At 67.4% G+C, this 19259-nt stretch carries 29 protein-coding genes and 2 tRNA genes; 4 read left to right on the forward strand and 27 right to left on the reverse strand.

The annotated features are described in order from the left end of the window. Positions 1-2: 2 nt before the first annotated feature. The 21 genes from Amac_RS05325 to Amac_RS05425 all read right to left on the reverse strand — a co-directional run bounded on the left by Amac_RS05325 (position 3) and on the right by Amac_RS05425 (position 10971). Positions 3-494: a hypothetical protein gene (locus tag Amac_RS05325; protein WP_155353183.1), complete on the reverse strand. Its 492-nt coding sequence runs from the start codon at positions 492-494 to the stop codon at positions 3-5. Then, positions 487-732 (reverse strand): hypothetical protein, encoded by a 246-nt coding sequence (locus tag Amac_RS05330; protein WP_155353184.1) that lies wholly within the window; start codon positions 730-732, stop codon positions 487-489. Before Amac_RS05330 ends, Amac_RS05325 begins: the two co-directional genes overlap by 8 nt. Further along, a complete protein-coding gene (locus Amac_RS05335; protein ID WP_155353185.1) occupies positions 732-1355 on the reverse strand; it encodes a hypothetical protein in 624 nt (207 codons plus the stop codon). Before Amac_RS05335 ends, Amac_RS05330 begins: the two co-directional genes overlap by 1 nt. Next, complete coding sequence (locus tag Amac_RS05340) at positions 1352-1573, reverse strand: hypothetical protein (RefSeq protein ID WP_155353186.1); 222 nt, start codon at positions 1571-1573, stop codon at positions 1352-1354. Before Amac_RS05340 ends, Amac_RS05335 begins: the two co-directional genes overlap by 4 nt. After that, on the reverse strand, positions 1570-1899 hold the full coding sequence (locus Amac_RS05345) for a hypothetical protein (RefSeq protein ID WP_155353187.1): 330 nt from the start codon (positions 1897-1899) through the stop codon (positions 1570-1572). Before Amac_RS05345 ends, Amac_RS05340 begins: the two co-directional genes overlap by 4 nt. 62 nt (positions 1900-1961) lie before the next feature. Next, a complete protein-coding gene (locus Amac_RS05350; protein WP_170322332.1) occupies positions 1962-2804 on the reverse strand; it encodes an exonuclease domain-containing protein in 843 nt (280 codons plus the stop codon). Beyond that, positions 2801-3856: a recombinase RecT gene (locus Amac_RS05355; RefSeq protein ID WP_155353189.1), complete on the reverse strand. Its 1056-nt coding sequence runs from the start codon at positions 3854-3856 to the stop codon at positions 2801-2803. The genes Amac_RS05350 and Amac_RS05355 overlap by 4 nt, the downstream gene beginning before the upstream one ends. Beyond that, a complete protein-coding gene (locus tag Amac_RS05360) occupies positions 3853-4269 on the reverse strand; it encodes an HNH endonuclease signature motif containing protein (RefSeq protein WP_155353190.1) in 417 nt (138 codons plus the stop codon). The genes Amac_RS05355 and Amac_RS05360 overlap by 4 nt, the downstream gene beginning before the upstream one ends. Then, positions 4266-5225: a YqaJ viral recombinase family nuclease gene (locus Amac_RS05365; RefSeq protein ID WP_155353191.1), complete on the reverse strand. Its 960-nt coding sequence runs from the start codon at positions 5223-5225 to the stop codon at positions 4266-4268. Before Amac_RS05365 ends, Amac_RS05360 begins: the two co-directional genes overlap by 4 nt. Next, complete coding sequence (locus Amac_RS05370; RefSeq protein ID WP_155353192.1) at positions 5225-5560, reverse strand: DUF7574 domain-containing protein; 336 nt, start codon at positions 5558-5560, stop codon at positions 5225-5227. Before Amac_RS05370 ends, Amac_RS05365 begins: the two co-directional genes overlap by 1 nt. Before the next feature lie 97 nt (positions 5561-5657). After that, positions 5658-5810 (reverse strand): hypothetical protein, encoded by a 153-nt coding sequence (locus tag Amac_RS05375; RefSeq protein WP_155353193.1) that lies wholly within the window; start codon positions 5808-5810, stop codon positions 5658-5660. Continuing rightward, complete coding sequence (locus Amac_RS05380; protein ID WP_155353194.1) at positions 5810-6430, reverse strand: hypothetical protein; 621 nt, start codon at positions 6428-6430, stop codon at positions 5810-5812. The genes Amac_RS05375 and Amac_RS05380 overlap by 1 nt, the downstream gene beginning before the upstream one ends. After that, positions 6427-6789 carry a hypothetical protein gene (locus Amac_RS05385; protein WP_155353195.1) on the reverse strand — a complete coding sequence of 121 codons (363 nt, stop codon included), beginning with the start codon at positions 6787-6789 and terminating at the stop codon, positions 6427-6429. The genes Amac_RS05380 and Amac_RS05385 overlap by 4 nt, the downstream gene beginning before the upstream one ends. Further along, on the reverse strand, positions 6789-7235 hold the full coding sequence (locus Amac_RS05390) for a hypothetical protein (RefSeq protein ID WP_155353196.1): 447 nt from the start codon (positions 7233-7235) through the stop codon (positions 6789-6791). Before Amac_RS05390 ends, Amac_RS05385 begins: the two co-directional genes overlap by 1 nt. Beyond that, entirely contained in the window at positions 7228-7833 is a 606-nt protein-coding gene (locus Amac_RS05395; RefSeq protein ID WP_155353197.1) for a hypothetical protein, read from the reverse strand. The genes Amac_RS05390 and Amac_RS05395 overlap by 8 nt, the downstream gene beginning before the upstream one ends. Beyond that, positions 7823-8260: a hypothetical protein gene (locus tag Amac_RS05400; protein WP_155353198.1), complete on the reverse strand. Its 438-nt coding sequence runs from the start codon at positions 8258-8260 to the stop codon at positions 7823-7825. Before Amac_RS05400 ends, Amac_RS05395 begins: the two co-directional genes overlap by 11 nt. Continuing rightward, entirely contained in the window at positions 8253-8612 is a 360-nt protein-coding gene (locus Amac_RS05405) for a hypothetical protein (protein ID WP_155353199.1), read from the reverse strand. Before Amac_RS05405 ends, Amac_RS05400 begins: the two co-directional genes overlap by 8 nt. Next, entirely contained in the window at positions 8609-9514 is a 906-nt protein-coding gene (locus tag Amac_RS05410; protein WP_155353200.1) for a hypothetical protein, read from the reverse strand. Before Amac_RS05410 ends, Amac_RS05405 begins: the two co-directional genes overlap by 4 nt. 79 nt (positions 9515-9593) lie before the next feature. Then, the gene (locus Amac_RS05415; protein ID WP_155353201.1) at positions 9594-10442 is read right to left on the reverse strand and encodes a hypothetical protein; all 849 of its coding nucleotides are present in this window, start codon (positions 10440-10442) and stop codon (positions 9594-9596) included. Next, positions 10439-10720, reverse strand: coding sequence for a hypothetical protein (locus Amac_RS05420; protein ID WP_155353202.1), 282 nt, complete (start codon positions 10718-10720; stop codon positions 10439-10441). Before Amac_RS05420 ends, Amac_RS05415 begins: the two co-directional genes overlap by 4 nt. Further along, positions 10720-10971 carry a helix-turn-helix domain-containing protein gene (locus Amac_RS05425; RefSeq protein ID WP_155353203.1) on the reverse strand — a complete coding sequence of 84 codons (252 nt, stop codon included), beginning with the start codon at positions 10969-10971 and terminating at the stop codon, positions 10720-10722. Before Amac_RS05425 ends, Amac_RS05420 begins: the two co-directional genes overlap by 1 nt. 168 nt (positions 10972-11139) lie before the next feature. Here Amac_RS05425 and Amac_RS05430 point away from each other — a divergent pair, with 168 nt between their 5' ends. After that, on the forward strand, positions 11140-11691 hold the full coding sequence (locus Amac_RS05430) for a hypothetical protein (protein WP_155353204.1): 552 nt from the start codon (positions 11140-11142) through the stop codon (positions 11689-11691). Here the strand turns inward: Amac_RS05430 and Amac_RS05435 are convergent. Beyond that, positions 11688-12140 carry a hypothetical protein gene (locus Amac_RS05435; protein ID WP_155353205.1) on the reverse strand — a complete coding sequence of 151 codons (453 nt, stop codon included), beginning with the start codon at positions 12138-12140 and terminating at the stop codon, positions 11688-11690. The genes Amac_RS05430 and Amac_RS05435 overlap by 4 nt on opposite strands. Before the next feature lie 1160 nt (positions 12141-13300). On the opposite strand from Amac_RS05435, the gene Amac_RS05440 reads away from it, so the two are divergent. After that, positions 13301-13828 carry a sensor histidine kinase gene (locus tag Amac_RS05440; protein ID WP_155353206.1) on the forward strand — a complete coding sequence of 176 codons (528 nt, stop codon included), beginning with the start codon at positions 13301-13303 and terminating at the stop codon, positions 13826-13828. Here the strand turns inward: Amac_RS05440 and Amac_RS05445 are convergent. Beyond that, a complete protein-coding gene (locus Amac_RS05445; RefSeq protein WP_155353291.1) occupies positions 13815-14357 on the reverse strand; it encodes a hypothetical protein in 543 nt (180 codons plus the stop codon). The genes Amac_RS05440 and Amac_RS05445 overlap by 14 nt on opposite strands. Before the next feature lie 110 nt (positions 14358-14467). Between Amac_RS05445 and Amac_RS05450 the strand changes: the two genes are divergently transcribed. Both Amac_RS05450 and Amac_RS05455 read left to right on the forward strand, forming a co-directional pair. After that, a complete protein-coding gene (locus tag Amac_RS05450) occupies positions 14468-15601 on the forward strand; it encodes a sensor histidine kinase (protein ID WP_155353207.1) in 1134 nt (377 codons plus the stop codon). Beyond that, positions 15598-16215: a response regulator gene (locus Amac_RS05455; protein WP_155353208.1), complete on the forward strand. Its 618-nt coding sequence runs from the start codon at positions 15598-15600 to the stop codon at positions 16213-16215. Before Amac_RS05450 ends, Amac_RS05455 begins: the two co-directional genes overlap by 4 nt. 216 nt (positions 16216-16431) lie before the next feature. Here the strand turns inward: Amac_RS05455 and Amac_RS05460 are convergent, their stop codons facing one another. The 4 genes from Amac_RS05460 to Amac_RS05475 all read right to left on the reverse strand — a co-directional run bounded on the left by Amac_RS05460 (position 16432) and on the right by Amac_RS05475 (position 18475). Further along, a complete protein-coding gene (locus Amac_RS05460; RefSeq protein WP_246268084.1) occupies positions 16432-17367 on the reverse strand; it encodes a DUF7873 family protein in 936 nt (311 codons plus the stop codon). 165 nt (positions 17368-17532) lie between these two features. Then, a tRNA-Tyr gene (locus tag Amac_RS05465) sits at positions 17533-17611 on the reverse strand. Positions 17612-17623: 12 nt separating this feature from the next. Then, positions 17624-17698: transfer RNA gene (locus Amac_RS05470), tRNA-Pro, on the reverse strand. A gap of 351 nt (positions 17699-18049) precedes the next feature. Then, complete coding sequence (locus tag Amac_RS05475; protein WP_155353209.1) at positions 18050-18475, reverse strand: hypothetical protein; 426 nt, start codon at positions 18473-18475, stop codon at positions 18050-18052. Positions 18476-19259: the final 784 nt, after the last annotated feature.

Genomic DNA, 19259 nt, shown 5'->3' on the forward strand with positions numbered 1-19259 from the left:
GCTCAGTCACGGTCGCCCCCGTTCAACGCGCGGGCGACGTTCACCGTTGCGCAGCCGTCGCCATGGCAGATCTCGGTGTGGATCTCCAACAGCCGGGCGATCGGCTCGCGGGCGTTGAACAGCGCGGCGATCAGCGCGGCCAGCTGGACGCTGTGCACCTCCACCGTGTGGCAGTGGTCGCACGTGTCGTACGGCTCGTGGGCGGGCTGGTCGCAGAACGCGACCGCGTCCATGTTCTCGCTGTCGGACTGCACCACCCGGGCGACGACATCGGCCGGTTGGCCCGGGATGGTGGCACGGAGGAGATCGGCGGCGGCGCGGATCTCGTCGGCGGGCGTCAGCTCAGGCGCGGCTGCTCGGGGCGTCCAGCCGCACGGCAGCGGCTCCGACTTGCCGGGGATCAGGTGGCCGTGCTCGATCATCAGAGCGCGGTAGCGGTCGGGATCGCCGCCCGCCTGCTCGTACAACTCGTTCGGGGAGGGGCGACTAGTCATCTCCGCCCTCCCGAAGCTTCGCGTCATGCGCCTCGCCGATCCGCGTCAGATTCCGCAGGGCATGGGCGATCACTGACACCTCGCGCCGGGCGTCGGCCAGATCGCACGCGTCCAGGTCCTCCGCCAGGTCGGTCACGATGTCGTCGGCCTCGACGTTGAGGGTCTGCATCTGGGCGACGCGGATGAGCAGCTCGTCCAGGTGGCCTTCGGCGGGGCTGGTGATCTCCGGCAGGGCCATCACGAGCCACCGCCCTGGTGGCAGCCGTGCTCGCACGGGCCGCCCACGCACGACCCGCACTTGCCGTCCCGGCAGTCCGGATCGATCAGCAGATCCGGGGCCGGGGCAGGCGGCTTGACCCACTCGACCGTCCGGACGACCTTCGCCCGGGGCGCGACCGGCGTGAACTTCGCGACCTGCTCGTCCTCCCACGGCTGGGTCTCCTGCATCTCGGTCAGGCCCCGCCGGAACGTGGCCGCGAAGTGCTCGCCCGTCTCGTTGCGGATGACCAGCCGGTGATGGGACGTCCACCGGCTCCTGCCGGTCTCGACCTGCGCGACGACGGTCCAGCCGTCGATGGTGGCCCCGTGGCCGTCGTAGGTCAGTTCCCGGGCCGTCTCGGCGTCCAGCTCGACCGGCGCGGAGGCGACCGGCGGCGCGGGCTCGACGGCGAAGACGTGAGCCTCGAAACGCTCGACCGGTAGTTCCTCGTGCGCCACGTCGTGCGGCGTGACCTCGATCGAGACCACGTTCCCGGCCGCCGAGATCCCCAGGTGCCAGTCGTTCCCGTCGTGGTAGTCGTTGTCGCTGTCGGTCAGCATCGCGGCGATGTTGTCCGGCGTGGGCGGGGTGATCGCGCTCATGCTGCGCTCCGGATCTCGTAGGGGTGGACATACCGCCGCGTCTCGGCGGCCTCGGGGTGGCAGGCGCACTCAGGCGCGCACGACACCGGCGGCACCAGCCGCAGCGGCGGACGACCAGCAGCCAGCCACGCCCGGAACACCGCCTCAACGGTGTGGCGAGGGCGCGACGGCAGCAGCCGGTAACGTCGCCGCCCCTCGTGACGGCCCCGGCGGCTCACGACCGCACCCCCGCCGCCTGCGCCCGACGAGCCAACTCGACACCCAGCGCGTGCACGCGAGCCACATCCGCGTCCACCCCCGAACGGACCCGCTCCGCCTCGGCCGCCAACTCCGCGATCCGCCGATCCGCATCGGCCCGAACCGCCGCCGCCTGCTCCTCCAGCTGGCGGATCAACTCCCCGCCACTGCCCTGCATGTGCGCAATCTCCGCGTCGAGGTGGGCGTTCATGCGGTCGATCAGGTGTAGGGGCAGGGTCAGCGGGTCATCGCCGGACGGGATCGGCTCGATGGCGCCGCTGCCGGTAGGCTGAATGTTGTTGGTCATTTACTTGCTCCTTCGGGAGGTAGGGCCCCTGCCGCGTGAAGGGCGGCAGGGGTTTCTGCTTGTCAGGGGGTGAGGGCTTCCTGGCGGGCCGCCGGCGCGTACTGGATCGGCCACTCGCCACAGATCACGGCCTCGGGGTCCTGCTTCTCCTTGGCCTTCGGCGACCGCAGGTACTCCTGGTAAGAGGCCGCCTTCTCCGCCGCCCACCGCTTCTGCGCGACGTGCAAGGCGGGAAGGTCCACGGCGAGGTCGTCGAACAGATGCCGGTCATCGCCGTAACCCGACTGGATCCGCGGCCGCGACTCGCGCGGCAGATGCGCGATCTCGCCCATCCGCCGCGCCACCCGATGCGAGATCAGCGCGTCATAGCGGGCGCCGTGCGCCTTCTCGTCCACCCACCCGGCGCCGAACACCTGCGCGCACGTCTTCAACGTGTGCGCGCCCTGCTTCTCGCTGACCCGCTTCCGCCAGGGATCCACGTGGACCGACAGGACGCGGGTGTCGACGACCAGCCCGATCCGGCCGCCCGCCCACTCCGCCAGCGGCGGAAGCCCATGCCGGGCCAGCTCGCGCTCGAGAACGGTGAGGTCGTAAACGACGTTATGCCCGACCAGGGCCAGGCCTTCCCGCCAGGCGTCGCCGACGAGCGAGGCGACCGTCTGCACGCCGGCGTCGGCTGGGTCGCCGTGCTCGGCCAGGTACTCGTTGGTGTAGCCGTGGATCTCGATGTTGTCGGGAGCGAGCTCCACGCCTGGGTTCACCAGGATCGGCGGGTGGTCGATCGGCGCCATACCGCCACCGACCCAGCCGAGATACGCCTCGACGATCCGGGCTTCTTCCGGGTTCGCGGAGGAGGTCTCGAGGTCGAAGGCCGCCATCCGGCAGGACCCCAGGCGCGGCGTCACAGGACCGGCTCGGTCGGCTGGTACTGGCCGGCGCGCAGCTGGTCGAGGAACTGCTGCAGCTGCGCCTCGCTGGCCTCCCGGTGGCCTACGCCCACCGCCGCCCGGAACACGGTGGTCAGCTCGGCGGTGACACCTCCGGCGGTCTCCCAGTCGGCGACGATCAGGGCCAGGAGGCGTTCGGCCTCGTCGTCGTCGACAACCTCGGCGTCCACCGGCTCCTCGGCAGCCTCGGCGGGCGGGTTCTCCAGGTGGTCGATCACCCGTCCGGCCTCGGCCTTCGTCAGCTCGTTACGGCTGGCGACCTCGCGGCCGATCACGTCGGCGACGAACGCGAGCGCGGTGTCGCGGTCGGTGATGCCGCGCTCCCTCATGAGGGCGCCCATCTTCTTCTGCTGCGGACCGGTGATCTTCTCCTCGATGTCCTCCGGCACCGGCGGCGGCTCGGCCGGGGCGACGGCTTCGCGGACCGTCTGGCCGGGCCGGTTCTCCCGCGCCACCGCGGTCGTCACCACCACGGACCCGTCCGAGTTGACCTCGGCGCCCAACTCCTCCGGGGTGTAGCCGACGCCGGACAGCTCCTCCTCGCACGCCTCCCGCGCGACTTCGGAGATGGCGCGGGCCTTGAGCATGGCTTCGGGGTAGGACTTCCACACCTGCTTGCCGGTCAGCCCGGCGGCTTGCGCCCGGGCGAGCGTCCACGTGGCGCGGAACTCGAACTCGGGGTCGTCCTTGCGGATGACCGTGGCGACGGCGGCCAGGACGCGGCCCGCCTGGTCGCGCTCCACCCACACCCGCAGCCGGTGCCCGGCCCGCCGCACCAGTGCGGAGATGAGGCCGGAGGACGCCGACGGGCGGCCTTCAATAATGTGTACGCCGGTGATGGCTGCGATCGGCTCGATGCCGAGCGACCGCCCGAACTCGATGGCGTACAGGACGTTCTCCGGCTTGCCCTGGTACTGCTTGGGTAGCAGGTTGGAGACCGCGAGGGCGCGGGAGTATTCGATCCGCTCGGGCAGGGAGTCCTGCCGGACGGCGATGGTGTCGATGGTCATCGGGACCTCTTCTTGGTCAGGTAGCGCTTGCGGTCGTAGGCCTTGCGGCAGGTCTTGCAGTAGCGGCGACCATCGGCGCCGCTGGCGGGCAGTTCGTGGCCGTGCGGGCAGTGGGTGCGGGCCTGTCCAGCGCGCCGGTTGTTCTCCTCCTGCGTGACCGCTTCCAGGTGGGCGGGATTCACGCAGGGGCGGTTACGGCACAGGTGGTCGAGGTGCAGGCCCTCGGGGATCGGACCGACGAGGAGTTCGTACGCCACGCGGTGCACGCGGAGCGTCGGGGCTCCACGGCCGCCCTCGCCGATGACTCCGTAGCCGTTTGTCTTCGGCCCGGACCAGACCCAGCACTCGGCTTCGCCGCCGCGCTGGACCTTCTCCCATAGCCGCTCAGCCAGCGGCCTTCTCTCCAGCGTCATACGGCGACTCCGATGAGTTCGGCAGGGTCGGGGAGGTTGCGTCCGGCCACCAGGAACGGCGCTCCGCCGTTGCGGGTCTGCCGGGTGGCGAGGGTGTGCTTGCGCCAGCGGGCGCGGCGGGCCTTGCCCATGGCGTTGAGCAGGCGGGTGCGGGCGGCCTGGTCGGCCGCGGCGGCTTGCTCGGCGTCGGCGAGCGCGGTGAGGAACTCGGCCGCTTGGTTGTCGTCGAGGTCGAGGTCGAGCTTGGGTTCGATGTCGGGGTGGACTCGGCGCACGGCCTCGTAGGTGGCGACGTGCGCGTCCAGCTCCGGCATCTCGCCCCACAGCAGCGAGTCGAGGAACTCGACCGCGGCCTCCCGCATCACCTGGGCGTCGGCGGGGTCGTAGTCGACGACGTACTCCCGGAACTCCAGGCGGCCGGTGAGGACGGCGAAGTGGGCGCGGGGCAGGCCGAGGACGTCCATGTACCACTGGGCCTGGCACCTGTAATAGAGGGGCACCTGGTCGGTTCCGGGTTCGCCCCAGCCGCTGCCGTCGGCGTCGGTTTTGATCTCCAGGAGGGCGCCGACTTCGATGTCGTACCAGCCGACCGGCCAGCCGCCTTCGGGCCGGTGGTGGCGGATGAGCCGGTCGGGGTTGGCGAGTTGCCAGTCCCGCTCTTGATGCGTCCAGGTGCCGGTCTCCCACACGTGCCAGTCGGGGTGCTGGTCGGCGAACCAGTTGGCGATGGACGGCTCCAGGTAGTGGCCGCGCGCCTGCTCGTTCGTCTCCGGCTCGGGGGTGACGATGCCGGCCATCTGGCACCACAGGCTGTACGGCGACTCCCAGGGGGAGAGGCTGAGGACGGCGGCGATGCTGGACCCGCCGAGCCGGGCGGCGCGGGCGGCGTGCCACTCCGGCGAACCGTTGGGCCAGGTGCCGAGGTAGCGGCCGGTGGGCGTGTAGAGGCCTTCCATCAGCCACGCGCCCGGCTGATCAGGTCGACGATCACAGCGGCCCGGGTGTTCCGCTTCTCGGCGTACCGCTCGTCGGTCTCCGACGCCGGGAACTCCTCGTCGAGCCGCTTCTCCAGGTGGGCCTGGAGTTCGGGCAGCGTGCACGCGGTCAGGTCGTCGAGGCCGGTGTCCTCGAACGGGGACGGGCAGGAGCAGCCGGTGTCTTCGCCGTAGAGGAGCTGGCCGTCCTGGTTGCGCCAGATGACGGTGTAGTCGAACTGGTAGCAGCCGTCGGACCAGTCGATTTCGCCGATGGTGGTGAGCCCGTAGTTTTCGGGGCTGTAGTAGAGGCTCATTCGTCGTCGTCCTGGTCGTCGTCGTTGAGGTGGTCGAGGGCGTCGTCGGCCCATTCGCGGTAGCGGTCGTCCTCGATGTCGGGGTCGGCGTGCCAGCTCATCGGCCCGCCTCCAGCGCTTCGTTGATCTGCTCGTGCCATGCCGCGTGCGCGTACGTGTTGACGGCCAGGACGAGGGCGCAGCATTCGGCGCACTGCCTGATGTCGTCGGGCCAGTCGGATTGGCCGATGTCGTAGAAGCGGATGGCCATCACGCGCCTCCGGCCAGGCGGATCGCCGTGGTGGCCGGGACGGTGACCGAGGACGCCGGGTAGAGCGCCCGGAGGTCCTGCCAGCGGACGTGGACGATGTCGTCGCCCTCGTCGCGGTTGGCGTGGACGATCCGGATGGGCTGGTCGCGGTGGACGCCGGGGATGATGACGCGGGCGTCGTTCATGCCGGGCAGGTCGGCGGCCGTCAGTTGCTGCTCCGGCTCGGCGGGCTGCTCGCGGTAGGCCAGGACCAGCGGGCCGTGCGCGCGGTTGACGCCCTGCAAGCTGTAGTCGCTGCCCCGGGCCCGCTTGCGGGTGCTCTCGGGCCGGAGCTCGATGTACGGGGTGTCGCTGGCGTCGTCGGTTTCGACGAGCTGGGCGAACCACAGGCCGCCGTCCCGGTCCCGCCACAGGTCGCCCTCTTGTGCGTCGCCGTCGGCGGGCAGGACCCGCTCGACCGTGAGTTCCGGGTGGGCGAGGTCGAGCTGCGTGAGGTAGTCGTCGGCGTCCTGGCCGGGGATGTGGACGGTCACGTAGGTGGGCAGCCGGTCGTGGAGGTCCTCGACCTTGACGTTGAAGGTGACTCGGAGGGTTTCGCCGCGCTGGTAGTTGTGGCTCATCGCGAGCCTCCTTCGCTGGGCTCGCTGGTGGTGGGTCGTGGGATGGCGGGAGAGCAAGCCCGGCAGCTGCTCGTGAAGCCGCCACGCGCCTTCAGGTCGGTCGGGCACGTGCACTCGGGTCCGCTGTCTTCGCCGGGGAACGGGTAGCCGTCCATCTCGGCGGCGGGCAGCTCGCCGACGCTGATCCGGCACGCGGTCTCGGCGGCGCTGATCAGCGGCAGCGGGTCCTCCTCGGACCGCAGCGCGTACAGGGCGGCCTCAAGCAGCCGTTCGGTCCGGACGTTCCAGTCGGGCTCGGCGCCGGTGAGCTTCGTCTTGTGGCGGTCGCAGGGGTCGGCGACAGGGCAGCAGAGCGGCATCACGCACCACCCCCGGCGGCGCGCTCGTCCAGCACCTGCGCCATCGCGGCCAGCTGGGCGGCGATCTCGCGGGCGGTGGTCGCGCCCATGGTCCATTCGTCCGCGCCGTCGGGGAACAGGACGATCTCCGGCCCGCGCAGGGCCAGCAGGTCGCCGCCGTCCGTCCAGGGAAGGCCGAGTTCGGCGGGCTCCGGGAGGACGATCACGCCGTCCGGCAGGGCGGCGCGGGCGCGCTGGAGCCAGGAGCAGATCACCGCGACCGTGGAGCCGTCCTGGCCCGCGAGTGCGGCGACGATCCGCCGGTCGTAGCTGCCGAGCTCGATCCCGGCCAAGGCCTCGCTCAGGGCGGCCCTGTTGGCGTCGCTCTGCCGCTCGCGGCCGACGGGGCGGATCGCGTCGTACGGCTCGTCGCCGATCGGCCCCGGGGGGATGCTGATGTCAGCCACGGTCGGCCTCCCTCTTCGCGGCGCGGAAGGCGGCCCGCGCCCGATCGGCGCAGTCGCGGCAGTCGCAGTACTGGTCGTGAGGCTCGTCGGGCTCGTCGGCCGTCACCTCAGCGGCGTGACGGTCCAGCACCCGCTGGATGTCGGTCATCGGCACGGGCCTGATGTCGTGGCCGCACTCGCCGCAGTAGGTCGGGTGGTGTAGCACCGGCAGCGGCCCCGCCGTACGGCGCGCCTCCACCGCCTCGGTCAGCGCGGGCGGGATCACCCACTCGGTGACCTCGTGCTGCACGCCCTGCGAGTCCCGGTAGGCGGCGTTGATTCGCTTCTCGCAGACTTCGCGAGGCTTCAGGCAGATCTCGACGCGGAGCCCGTGAACACGTCCGTCGATCTTCAGGAAGTTGCTCTCGATGACGGGCTTGGCCGGTTCGTTCATAGCGGCGATGAGCGCCAGTGCCGACGTGGTCGCAGTGTCGCCGTCCAGGTAGATCGACATCGGCACGGCGCGGCCGTCGAACGGCAGGCCCATGTCGGGGTTGGCGTCGAGGAGGTCGGCCAGGCGGCGCAGCCCTGCCGTGAACGCAGCGCGGTCAGTGCTCATCGACGCCACCGCCGATCCGGTTACGCTCGGCCACCGCGTCCACCAGCTCAGCGGGGATGACCCACCGGTCCCGCTTCCGCTTCTCGTTCGGCCGGTGCTCGCACAGCCCCTCGGCCCACAGGGTCATCTCGACAGGCAGCCCCGCGAGACGGCCCCGGATCATCACCTTCGCGTACGGGGTGCCGTTAACGACTTCCAGCGCGATGGACGAGTCGGCCAGTTCGCCGATGAGGACCAACGCCTGTGCGATCTGCTCAGCGGCAGGCCGGTGCCGCGACGAGTAGCGGTCAAACTCGACCCTCACCGAAGGCTTGGAGAGGCCGGGCTCGGCGCGGAGGAGGGCGGCGAGGCGGTCCAGGCCGGTGATCAGCTCCGCCCGCCGCTCGTCGGAGGTGAGGCTGTACAGGTAGTCCCAGTGGTCAGCCATCGAGCCCACCCCGCTCCAGCCGCCGCGTCTCCGCGTCGTGCTCGTCACACAGCTGCTGCACGACGGCGTGGTCACCGGCGATCTCGGCGAGGAGGCGGCGTACCTCGCGGAGGCTGCGGTTGGCGGCCCAGTCGTCGACGATCTTGGCGGGGTCGCGCTTGATGCCGATGCGCAGGTGGGCGACGACCGCCGCCAGCGAGTCGGCGACAGCCACCTCACAAGCGAGGCCAGGAGCCTTGATCGCACCGACGACCCGGGTGATCACCTCGGAGAGAGGCACGCCGGGGGCGACGATCGGGAGCACGTGGCAGGCGATCAGGAGGACGCGGCGGACGGTGGGGGACGTGCTCATCGGGCCGACACCTCCGCCTCGCGGGCCGCGAACATCTCGTCCAGCCGCACGAGAGCCGCCTGCTGGCGGGGGTGCAGGTGGGAGCGGTCACGCACGGCCGGAACCGTCTGGTCCCCCAGGTCGGCATCGGCCTCGCGTGCGTCGTCGATCGCCGTCAGCGCCGCGCGCCGTGACCGCTCGATCAGGTCGTCGGCCAGGTCCCGCGCCTCGCTCACACACGCGTCGTGGTCGCACAGCACGTCCGCCTCAGCGAGGGCGTCGTAGCCACGCTCGGCCAGATCAGCCGCCTCGCTCGCGGTGTGGCCCTGCCCGACGTGCAGAGCCGCGACCAGTGCGCCCCGGGCGTCAGACGTCGACGAGTTGGTCTGGGCCGCGTACTCGACGAGAGCGTCCACGATCGACTGCGCCTCGCTCGAGCGGCCCTCCGCCAGAGCGGCCAAGAAGCCCGGCACCGACGGGATGTCGCGGGCCAGCTCCACCAGCGCGGCGTGCTTGGTGACCCCCTCAGCCAGGCGTCCGCCCTGGCCCTCGGAGATGGAGATGATCCAGTGCTGGCGGTGCGCGCTCGGCCCCTGGATGAGGAGCGCGAAACCGGCCGCCTCGATGGCGTCCTGCAGGTCGCTCCAGTGCGCGGCGGCGATCAGGTCGAGCGCGGGCTCGACGCCCGGGACCGGGATGGACTGGCCGTGCAGCTCGCCGACCCGCTCCCGCAGTCCGGCCTCCAAGCGCTGGCGCTCGGCCGCGTCCGTCTCCAGCATGCGCCGACCGGCGTGGTAGCGGACCAGCCGGTCGCGGGTGCACGCGGAGCACGTCGTGACGTGCGCCCAGATCTGGGCGGGCGTCGCGGAGGCGATGAGGACGGGCGGGGTGGCCGTGGCCTCCGCGTCAGGAAGAATGGTCATTGGTTCTGCTCTCTCTGCTTGGCGTGGGGAGGGCGGGGTCATCGCGAGCTCCGGCCCGGCATGGTCGGGGCTCGCGGCATTACGGGGTGAGAAAGAGCGCGTCGTCCGGGGCCGGCGTGTACTTCGCGGCGTACCAGCGGTCCCAGACCTCTTCGAAGATCGGGAGATCCCGCTGCGTCCACGCGAGCGTCGTCCGCACGCTGCCGTCAGGGATGTCGGTGGCCCGCAGGCCCGGCTTGTTGCCGTGCTCGGCCTCGTACAGCGAGGCGGCGCGCTTGCCGAACCAGGACTGCTCGGACGAGACGTCCTTCTTCCGCAGCCCCTTGGACTTCAGGAAGTCGGGCACGTAGAGCGGCATGTCCAGCGGGTCGAGTTCGGGCTGCCCACCCAGGCCGATGGCGACCTGGATCCGCATCTTCGCCTTGATCCACTGGTCGTCGAGGTAGCCGAACGCCGCAGCGAGCATCTGCACGCGCGCCTTGGACAGCTCGACCATGTCGACGGCCTGAGAGCGCTGCTCGCGGGTCGCGACCTCCTCGACGTTCAGGAGGTAGGCGCGGACGTCGGCGGCGACTTGGGACTCGGTGAGGAGTTGGCCAATGTTCAGAACAACCCGGCGGGTGAACAGCGTCAGCGCATTGAGGTTTGCTGGCAGAGGGACACCGAGTCCCTCTGTGGAGCGCTTGAACTCGCGGAGGTCGCTACCCCTCAAGACCACTAGGCCATTCGCCGCGAGCTCGACCCGATTGCGCTGGACGACCTTTCGGATCGTCTCCGCCTCGACCTCGTAATAGGCGGCGACCATCTCGGTCGTCGTGTGCACGCCGTCGGGGAGAAGGCTGATCGCCTTCACCTTGTCGAGGACGTCCACCCGGTCGGCGAACTGGGCGCGAAGGGACGGGGACTCCGTCAGTGCGAGCTCGTTCATCGGCCGGCAGCCTTCGCGGCCTTTGTCCTGCGGGCGGCGGAAGCCTTCAGCGACAGCTGGGTCATGTAGGCGCGGTGGTAGTTCTTGGCGGCCTTGAGGATGTCGGCCTCGCTCTTGACGAGCCCCTCTTCGCGGACCTTCTTCACCCAGTGGGCGAGGCTGACCGGGGACGCGTTGGTGGCGGGCTGAGTGCGCTCGGCACGGTCGGGTGTGCGCGCCCACGAGATGTCGACGGCGCGGCGACGGACGGCGGAGAGCTCGCTCTGGGGCCGGGCCATCAGGACGACTCCTCGACGACCTCAAAGAGCTCCTCAAACTTCATGTCGGGGCGGGCCAGCAGGACGGCGGCGATGAAGTGCTCGCCCGGCCGCATCTCGCCCGACTCGATTCGCCCGACCGTCCACCTGCTGACGCCGATCGCCTCGGCGCGGGCCAGGGCCGTCGTCAGACCCTTCTCGTTCATGCGCCGGTCCCACTGGCTACGGCGGAGCCGGATGGCGGGCCGCGTCGTTGCGGTTGTGGTGTGCATGCACGCACTCTCTCATGGTGGTGTGCATGCACGCAACACCTCCCACCTGACTCCTCCGTAACGGAAGCATCACGAGGTGCGCATGTCACGTGCACGCACACTTACCCACCAGGTAGCAACGCCGTCACCTGCGATAGGACCTGTCAACCTGCGTGTTATGGTGCGTGCGTGCACACGACAGAGTGGGACCGCGACCTACTTCGCGATGCGCTAACGGAGATCATGAAAGCGGCCAACCTCAACCCGACCGGGGTGGGGGAACTGGCCGGCCGCGACAGGACCACAGCCCATCGCTGGCTCAAAGGGAAGAATCAGCCCAACGTGGACGCTGCAACTCGATTTGCCCGCGCAATCGTTGTGCGCCACCCGGAATTGGCCGACCTTGTGAGCCGATTCCTGGCCGCCGCCGGGTACCCCGAGGGCAATCCCCCACCCGAACGCGCGAGTGCTTTGATGACCGAGGGAGACGCTGAGCGCGAAGCAATCGAGCGCCTCCGAGTGTCCGCCACAGCCGGAGGGAAGTCCCTCGGTGAGATCCTCGTCGAGCGCGGCCTGGCCGAACCGAAAGAGCTGAAGATCAGCGATCAGGTGCGCGGGGATTCCGTCGTCAGGAAGATCGAGCAGTCACCCAACATTCCTGACGACGAGAAGAACGACATCCTCAAGGATCTGGCCGAGCTCCGCCGGCAGACCTTCCGCGAGTACGGGATCGACGACTAGTTTCCGAACGCCCTGAACGGACCCGTGTCAGCGATACCCAACGCCAGCTCGGCGTCCATGCGAGCTCGCGATGACGCCTGTGCCCCGATGCTGAGCCACTCGCGGCGGGTCAGGGTGTATTTGCGGGCTACCGCCTCCATGTTCTCCCGGCTGGCCCGGCCGTCGGCTTCGATCAGCCCGCCCAGGTGGGCGTCGACCGCGGACACCTTCTCGCGGTTTGCCCGGCCCTGGCTCTCGATCGCGGCGATGATCCTCGCCACGCCGGTCCTGATGGCGATGAGGATGCGCAGCCCGATGCCGCAGAGCGCGAGGGTTCCGGCAGCCATCCCGGAGAGGAGTGCGAAGGTGGTGCCGAGGATGCCGAGGGTGAATTCGGCGATGGTGAGGGCCCCCGCCCCGATGGACAGGCGGACGAGGATTGTGGCGGTCGGGTGGCTGGCAACGTCCACTGGTGGTGCCTTTCCGGTCCGGCGTCCCCGTGTGCCGGGCCCATAATCCGCGATCTACTTCCCAGGGTGAGATGGCGAGAAATGTCCACTGTAGGTGCCCGTGTGCTCGATGTGAACCCGGTGTTGGACCGTTTCATAAGAGAAGCCAAGCGCTCTCACCTGCGTGTTCATCGGACATGCACAGGGCGTAGTTGGGGTCCCAGGCTATTGCGTGGGTATGTCCGGATCTGCGTTTCGGAGCGCCACTATCCAGGTAAGGGAAATGTAACCGGTAGGTTAGCCTAAGTCAGATTGCGCAATTCGGCGAGCCTGCGACCATGCTAATAGGCCACTGAATAGAGGCTGACTAACGGTCCATAAACGAACGCTCGAATTGAAATCAAACGCGTCGAGGAAACGCCGGAACAAGCCAATCACGAGGGCGCCGAATGCTCTCGCGCGGAGATCTTCCGCAGCCGCCGGAGGAACTCCGGACATGACAAAACCCCCGCCATCCGAGGATGGAACGGGGGTCAACCTGCGGTGATGCGGCTCTGTGGAAGATCAAAGATTGAGCGTCTAATTCCAGTTGTACGTTGGTTGTGCCAGTCCCTGCGCACATGCTGTTTGTACGTTGGAAGTTATGATTTAATCCGTAGTCAGATGCTCTATCCATTGAGCTACGGCCGCCTGCTTGCTGCCTCTGAGCGGCTTGTCGTCGGCAACGGATCCAACTGTACCAGTCGGGTGCGCCTGATCGAGCCAATTATCCCGTGGGCCGCGCCCTCTCGCGGCGAGGCTGTCGATCTTCTTGGGAGTCGTCGGCCAGGGGTGTGATCTGGGGAAGGGCAAGCACTTGGACGCGCCAGGGCGGGCGGGCGGTTGCGCGGCTTGGGGGCTGATTGCGTCGCCGCGGTGGGGAGGGCGTCTCGGAGGGTGATGTACGACTCGTCCGAGTTGCGGAGGGGGCGGATGGCCAGGTCTTCGAAGGTGGATGGCGTGTTGACGTGCTGGTGGGCCTTGAGGGATGTGATCGTTTATCGGTTTTGGGGTTTGGGGGGCGGGTTGGGTGGGGGACGGGTTAGTTGCCCCTGCCAAGAAGGGTCAAAGATCTCAGCGGATGGGCGTGGAGTGCAATTGCTTGGGCAATGAAAAGGGACATAACCACCCAATCTCACCCGATGGGGCTGATGCTGATGAACCTGGGCATCGTCGTTACGGCTGCGTTTTTTCTTGTGGTGTTGTTCGTCGTGCAGGCTGTACGGCGGCGGCGGGTGGATATTGAGACGGAGCGGGTCCTGGCTGAGATGGTCGAGGGGACGCTGGGGGCCGATGGGCGAGGGCTCGGGGATGCGGTGATCTTGCTGGAGCGGTCTCGGCAGGCGGGGCTGGCGGCGCGGCTGCATGTGTCGGGGGCGCAGAGGCCGTTGCCGCGGAGTGTGGATCTGGCGGGGTATCGCATTGTTCAGGAGGCTTTGACGAATGCCCTCGAGCATGGGACGGATACGGCCACGGTGATCATCGGGTATCAGCCGAGTGCGATCACGCTTACGGTTGACAGTCCGGTTGGCGGGAGGCCCACCCGGCATTCTGGGGTGAAGCGGATGCGGGAACGGGCTACGCCGGTGGGCGGGACGGTGCAGGTGGGACCGTATGCGGGGGGCTGGCGCGTGTACGCGTATCTGCCAACCGAGCTTACCCCGTCGTGACCTGGTCCTTCTTTGGCCAGAGGGTGTAGCTGATCGGCCAGATCGCGGCGATGAGGGGGACTTTCAGCGCGCCGAGCATGAAGGCGGACAGGGCTTCTGTCCGTGCATCATCTCCAACCATCACGATCGCGGCGAAGAGGAGTCCGCAGGCGATGCCGTACGCGAGGACGATTCTCAGCCAGAAGCCCCATTCGTAGCGGATGCGCGCGGAGCCGCCCGACGGTGGCTTCCAGGGCGGCGGGCCGCCGGCGAAACGGTGGGCGACATGTGCGTCGACCCACTGGATTGTCCGGTGGCCGAACACCACGGAATACGCGAGGTACGTCGCCGCGAGCCCATGCTGCCAGGTCGCCACGGCTCCGGAACGCATGTCGATCACGCCTGCCACCAGCAGCACCACATCGATCAGCGGAACGCATAGCAGCACGATTGCGCTCACGCGGGACAACCGCAGGCCGTATCGGGCGATCAGGCCGAGGCCGAGGAACACCCAGAAGCCGATCTCGCACGCGATGATCAGTGCCAGCATGCCGGACACCTCCTTGATTCCATCGTGGGTGCCCGGCCTCCTGTAGTCCTCGTCAACGTGAACGAACCGGGATACATCCTTCGATGTACGCCTGATGATGAGATAGAGGCATGGCTCCCCTCCGGCAGGACACCTGGATGGCCGGCGTGTTCTTCATCGCCGGTCTTGTCCTGCTCGCCGCGGGTGTGTTCATCCCGAGAGCGACGCCGCCGAGCCTGCTCATCGGACCGCTCGCGATCAGCTGCGCCGGCATCGCGCTACGCCGCCGGGCGCCGATCCTCACCCTCGTGCTGGGATTTGTCTCCCTATTGGGCGACATCCTCCTCGGCCCTTCCCTGGGCACAGTCCTGATATTTACCGACAACATCTATGCCGCCGCCCTGTACGGCCCTGCGCCGCTGTCCCGCGCGCTTCTCCGGATCACTCCGGTGATCACGCTCGTGATCGGCGCGGCCGCCGGATATGCCGCCCAGGATTGGCGGGCGATCGCGATCGTGGGCGTTCAGGCCGGCCTGATCGGAATCGGCCCGGTGATCACAGCGGTCATCGTTCGCCAGCATCGTGACCAGGCTGAGGCCGAGCGGACCCGGGCGGAGCAGATCGCCCGGTTGGCCGAACTCGACCAGCAATTGGCGATCACCGCCGAGCGCACGCGAATGGCCCGGGAGCTCCACGACCTAGTCGCCAATCATTTCAGCGCGATCGCCATCCAGTCGTCGGGGGTGCTCTCCCGCTCGGACCTGGAACCCCGGGCCGTACAGGCGATCTTGGAGTCAATCAGGGAGAACAGCGTTCAGGGGATGGCGGAGATGCGCGCCATGATCGGCCTGCTTCGTGCGGAGACGCCAGATCAGGACGAACCGACGCGGCGCAGGCTCGCCGACGCCGGGGACCTGATCGAACGATCGGGACTTCGGGCCACGCTCACGGTCAACGGTTCGGCTCGCGATCTGCCCGCCGCTGTCGATCTCGCCGCCTATCGGATCCTTCAGGAATCCCTGACGAATGCCCTCAAGCACGGTACGGCTCCCGCCGACGTCACCCTCGATTATGGTCCGAACATGGTCATCGTGACCGTCGACAATCCGGTCGGCGATCATCACCCGATCCTGCCGGGGGCAGGGGCGGGGCTGGTCGGGATGCGGGAACGCGCCACGCTCATCGGGGGCGCGTTCGAGGCGGGGCCGTACCTGAACGGCTGGCGGGTCCGCGCCGAGCTGCCCCTTCCGGAGGAGACGCCATGATCAGGGTGCTGGTCGCGGACGATCACGCAGCCGTGCGCGCGGGGCTGCTGCTGATTCTGGGTGGAGCTTCCGACATTGAGGTGATCGGTGAGGCGGCGGATGGGCGTACCGCGGTGGACATGGCCCTCGAAATGCGGCCAGATGTCGTGCTCATGGACATACGCATGCCGCGCTTGGACGGAATCGCGGCCACGGCGGAACTGAACGGCGTCGCGGACGTGATCATCCTGACCACGTTCGACCAGGATGAGTATGTTTTCGGTGCCCTCCGTGCGGGAGCTGCGGGGTTTCTGCTCAAGAACGCCGACGCGGACACGCTCGTCCAGGCCGTGCGGCTGGTCGCGCGTGGCGACGGTCTCATCTCGCCGTCGATCACCCGGCGGCTTATCAGCGCTTTCGCCCAGACGCGTACGGCAGAGCGACCCGAACCCGAAGGACTCACCGCCCGCGAACGGGAAGTCCTCGAATGCCTCGGCCGAGGGCTGTCGAACGCGGAGATAGCCCGCGAGCTGGACATCGCCGAGCCGACAGCGAAGACGCACGTCAGCCGGGTGCTCACGAAACTCGGCTTGCAAAGCCGGGCGCAGGCAGCGGCGTACTACGCGGGAATGTAGTGTCCCGGCAACACGACGCCTTCGACCTCGTAGAGCGACGGCGACCCCCGGGACCTGCCCTGGGCCCGGGGGTCTGAAGTTTCCGTCATATAGGACGTCAGCTCGTTTAAGAATGCTGGTCAGTCTAAAGAGATCGTGCTCTTCCTATTAAGCTAGGGGCGCATGTGGAGCACCCCGCGGGAATCGAACCCGCACCCCGACCTGCTCTGTCAACATTCAATTGTTCTGGCGCCCGACGGATAATGCTGAATCTGGAGCGAGAGCCTGAGATTGAACGGCTGCCTCTACCATTGGGCTACTCCGGCGTGAGTTCCGGAGTCGGGGATCGAACCCGAACTTTTCACCGTGGTTCAGTTTCAGCTTCATTTTCAGCTTGCGCTCCTCGCGCACCCGCTCTCGCGAACGGGGGTCCATGACGTGCCAGCCCAGCAGGTAGCCGAACAGCGCCTCGCCGACCCGCTGGTCGACGATCTCGGTGCCGTTGGCCTCCTCGCGGGCATACTTGACGGCTTCCTGAAGTTTGACGACGCGGGCCAGTAACTCGTTCACCCGGCGCTGCGGAACCGCGCCGGAGAAGCCGACCTTGGTCCAGTAGCCGACGATGACGTCCTCGTTGTAGACCTGCACCTGCGCCGGGTGTTTCTCCGTCGCGGCGACCAGGACGTGGTTGCGCGGCACCTTCTTGGTCCGCGTCGTCTTCACCGGCTCGGTTCGCCAAGAATCGGTGTTCTCGTCGCGCGCCCAGCTCTCGGACGGATCCAGCGTCGGCAGCCGTGAAATGAAATTGTGCAGGTCGACGAGCTGCTTCTCCAGAAACAGCAGGTACGTCACCGGCACGTCGGGCACCAGCACGACCCCGTCGATCTTCACGTCGGCCTTCGCCGAGCAGTTCGCGACATCCTTGGTCGCGGTCACGTCGAAGAGCCGGGTCAGCGTCACCGTCACATCCGTGAGCACCTGCTCGGCCTGCACCTGCACCCGCGTCGACTCCGGCGGAAGCTGCTCGCCCTCATCGTCGATCGGCTGGTACGTCCGGGAGATGCCGGACAGCAGCGGAGGCTTGTTGATCAGGTTGTGCGCGTCGGCCACCTTACGCTGGACGTCGGATTTGACGCCCTTCTCCACGGCGAGGATCTGGTTGAGCTTGGTCACGGCACGACCGTAGCGGTAAGAGACGACATTTCACACCTCAATATCTGTAGGGGGACACCCGAGCCCCTCGGACTCCGCGCTGGGCTGCAGAGTAATTGCTATCAGCCGCGACCGACAGAACCACTTGGCCTCGCGTTCCAGGCTAAAGTGGCCCTCTCGGGCAAGTGCAGGAGGATGGATTCGAACCACCACAGCAATGCGTCCGGGTTACAACCGAATGAGCTCACCAGTGCTCAGCTCCTGCTGGAATACCACGTCCAGGCGGCAGATTCGAACCTGCGATACTCCTGCTCCCAAAGCAGGCGGGCTGACCAAACTGCCCCACACCCGGTTTACCGTTCCGGCATAAGAACGGTAACAAGGATGCTTTCCAGCATTCATCTGATTTTCGGGAATTACGCTGCCGGACGGCGGGCTCAGGATTCTGTCGGTGGCGGGTGTTGAGCGTCACTGGTCATGAGCACGGTGCGTCGCTCCCGGTGAGCATCATCACTGCAATATGTCCTGACCCATAATCGCCAGTCATGCTCATGCCGACGCTATGATGCTCGTCGTGGCGGTAGCCAGCGCCCAATTGCACGGCGTGTGCTGTCGTCGACGCTGCGCTCTTCGCGGCAGATTAGTGCGCGTTATATGTGGGGTGCAACAGTTCCCGACTTGTTGGGGTAGAGCTGATGGATTGTCATGAAGTAGGTTGCTCAGTGATCCACGGTAGGACGTTACGACTACCGATTGCCATGTAAGCGGCAATATTCTCTCGAACCGCCACATGTTCCGAGACGACGAATGCGAAGACAGGGCAATCGGCAAGCGAGAACCTTTCCCGCAATTCCTGAAGCGAGCGTCCACTGCTGACATTCCCTTGAATGATCCAGCAGCGGTTGCCGTCTAGTTGATAGCTTTCCGGCCAAAGAGCGCCGATCCGGGGGTTTTTTCCACGAGTCTCGTACCGCATGTCAAAGACAAGGACGGACGGTGGCTCGTATCCCAGGTCTCGAATCGCCTTCGCCACCATCCCAACCGCGATCGCCCCTCCGGGGCCAATCCCGACTAGGACCTTCTCCGCAGTCAGCTCACGAAGGAGGCGGGTATGAACGTAGTCCCGCACGGCCCGAAACAGAATAAACCATCTAAGAGGGCCCGCCACAGCGGAAACTAGTACGACTCCTAGCCCGGAAAACAAGATAAGGAGGACGGCCAGGGGCACAGAACCCTTGACCCCCGCGGCCTCAGCAACAGTCCACACCAATCCGACTAGCGATCCGGTCATTACCACCGCGCCCGCTGCTGTTACAGACCTACGTCGGTCGAAGATCCAAATGATTCTTTGAAGCCAGAAGACGCCAGGCGAAGGCATAGCGAACTTTGTCCATACCCAGTCCTGAGGAGCAAGTAGAACGACGCTACTGTGGCCGTAGCGTAATCACAAGTTCAACTAGACTGGAACGAGGGTGAACTTCACCAATCCTCGACTGGTGTCACTCATCTCGGCAGAAGAGGACGACGTCACGGTCCCGAGCCTGGGCGCGTCCGGGCCCAGGCAAGCACGAGCCATGATGTCAACTCTTCGTCGTGCTCACGAGAGTGTCGCTGACCTTCGCAGGATTTCGGTCCCCAGCATGCTCATCTTCAATGACTTCTCGTGGTCATACCGAATGACGGGTAACAGCGGGTGTCAGACTCATCGCCATGCGTGATGACGTGGTTGAGGGAACTCTTGGAAGCTGGCCCGGAGCTCCCGTAGGTGCCCAGGCTCTCGACAACGCACTGCTCGGCCGCCCTTGGATGCCCGCTCTCACAGCTGACGTGAATAGTCGCCTGTGGGGGGATGCTGCTCCAGCCGCCACACTGTCTTGTGCGCGGCTCAAGGACGCGCTGATCGAACGTTGGCC

It is taken from the genome of Acrocarpospora macrocephala, assembly GCF_009687865.1.
Taxonomy (GTDB): Bacteria; Actinomycetota; Actinomycetes; order Streptosporangiales; family Streptosporangiaceae; genus Acrocarpospora; species Acrocarpospora macrocephala.

Coding starts and splice junctions, on each gene's coding strand:
- Amac_RS05325 (WP_155353183.1), bottom strand. CDS start 494: ATGACTAGTCGCCCCTCCCCGAACGAGTTGTACGAGCAGGCGGGCGGC.
- Amac_RS05330 (WP_155353184.1), bottom strand. CDS start 732: ATGGCCCTGCCGGAGATCACCAGCCCCGCCGAAGGCCACCTGGACGAG.
- Amac_RS05335 (WP_155353185.1), bottom strand. CDS start 1,355: ATGAGCGCGATCACCCCGCCCACGCCGGACAACATCGCCGCGATGCTG.
- Amac_RS05345 (WP_155353187.1), bottom strand. CDS start 1,899: ATGACCAACAACATTCAGCCTACCGGCAGCGGCGCCATCGAGCCGATC.
- Amac_RS05355 (WP_155353189.1), bottom strand. CDS start 3,856: ATGACCATCGACACCATCGCCGTCCGGCAGGACTCCCTGCCCGAGCGG.
- Amac_RS05360 (WP_155353190.1), bottom strand. CDS start 4,269: ATGACGCTGGAGAGAAGGCCGCTGGCTGAGCGGCTATGGGAGAAGGTC.
- Amac_RS05365 (WP_155353191.1), bottom strand. CDS start 5,225: ATGGAAGGCCTCTACACGCCCACCGGCCGCTACCTCGGCACCTGGCCC.
- Amac_RS05370 (WP_155353192.1), bottom strand. CDS start 5,560: ATGAGCCTCTACTACAGCCCCGAAAACTACGGGCTCACCACCATCGGC.
- Amac_RS05375 (WP_155353193.1), bottom strand. CDS start 5,810: ATGGCCATCCGCTTCTACGACATCGGCCAATCCGACTGGCCCGACGAC.
- Amac_RS05380 (WP_155353194.1), bottom strand. CDS start 6,430: ATGAGCCACAACTACCAGCGCGGCGAAACCCTCCGAGTCACCTTCAAC.
- Amac_RS05385 (WP_155353195.1), bottom strand. CDS start 6,789: ATGCCGCTCTGCTGCCCTGTCGCCGACCCCTGCGACCGCCACAAGACG.
- Amac_RS05395 (WP_155353197.1), bottom strand. CDS start 7,833: ATGAGCACTGACCGCGCTGCGTTCACGGCAGGGCTGCGCCGCCTGGCC.
- Amac_RS05400 (WP_155353198.1), bottom strand. CDS start 8,260: ATGGCTGACCACTGGGACTACCTGTACAGCCTCACCTCCGACGAGCGG.
- Amac_RS05405 (WP_155353199.1), bottom strand. CDS start 8,612: ATGAGCACGTCCCCCACCGTCCGCCGCGTCCTCCTGATCGCCTGCCAC.
- Amac_RS05410 (WP_155353200.1), bottom strand. CDS start 9,514: ATGACCATTCTTCCTGACGCGGAGGCCACGGCCACCCCGCCCGTCCTC.
- Amac_RS05415 (WP_155353201.1), bottom strand. CDS start 10,442: ATGAACGAGCTCGCACTGACGGAGTCCCCGTCCCTTCGCGCCCAGTTC.
- Amac_RS05420 (WP_155353202.1), bottom strand. CDS start 10,720: ATGGCCCGGCCCCAGAGCGAGCTCTCCGCCGTCCGTCGCCGCGCCGTC.
- Amac_RS05425 (WP_155353203.1), bottom strand. CDS start 10,971: ATGCACACCACAACCGCAACGACGCGGCCCGCCATCCGGCTCCGCCGT.
- Amac_RS05440 (WP_155353206.1), top strand. CDS start 13,301: ATGGGGCTGATGCTGATGAACCTGGGCATCGTCGTTACGGCTGCGTTT.
- Amac_RS05445 (WP_155353291.1), bottom strand. CDS start 14,357: ATGCTGGCACTGATCATCGCGTGCGAGATCGGCTTCTGGGTGTTCCTC.
- Amac_RS05450 (WP_155353207.1), top strand. CDS start 14,468: ATGGCTCCCCTCCGGCAGGACACCTGGATGGCCGGCGTGTTCTTCATC.
- Amac_RS05455 (WP_155353208.1), top strand. CDS start 15,598: ATGATCAGGGTGCTGGTCGCGGACGATCACGCAGCCGTGCGCGCGGGG.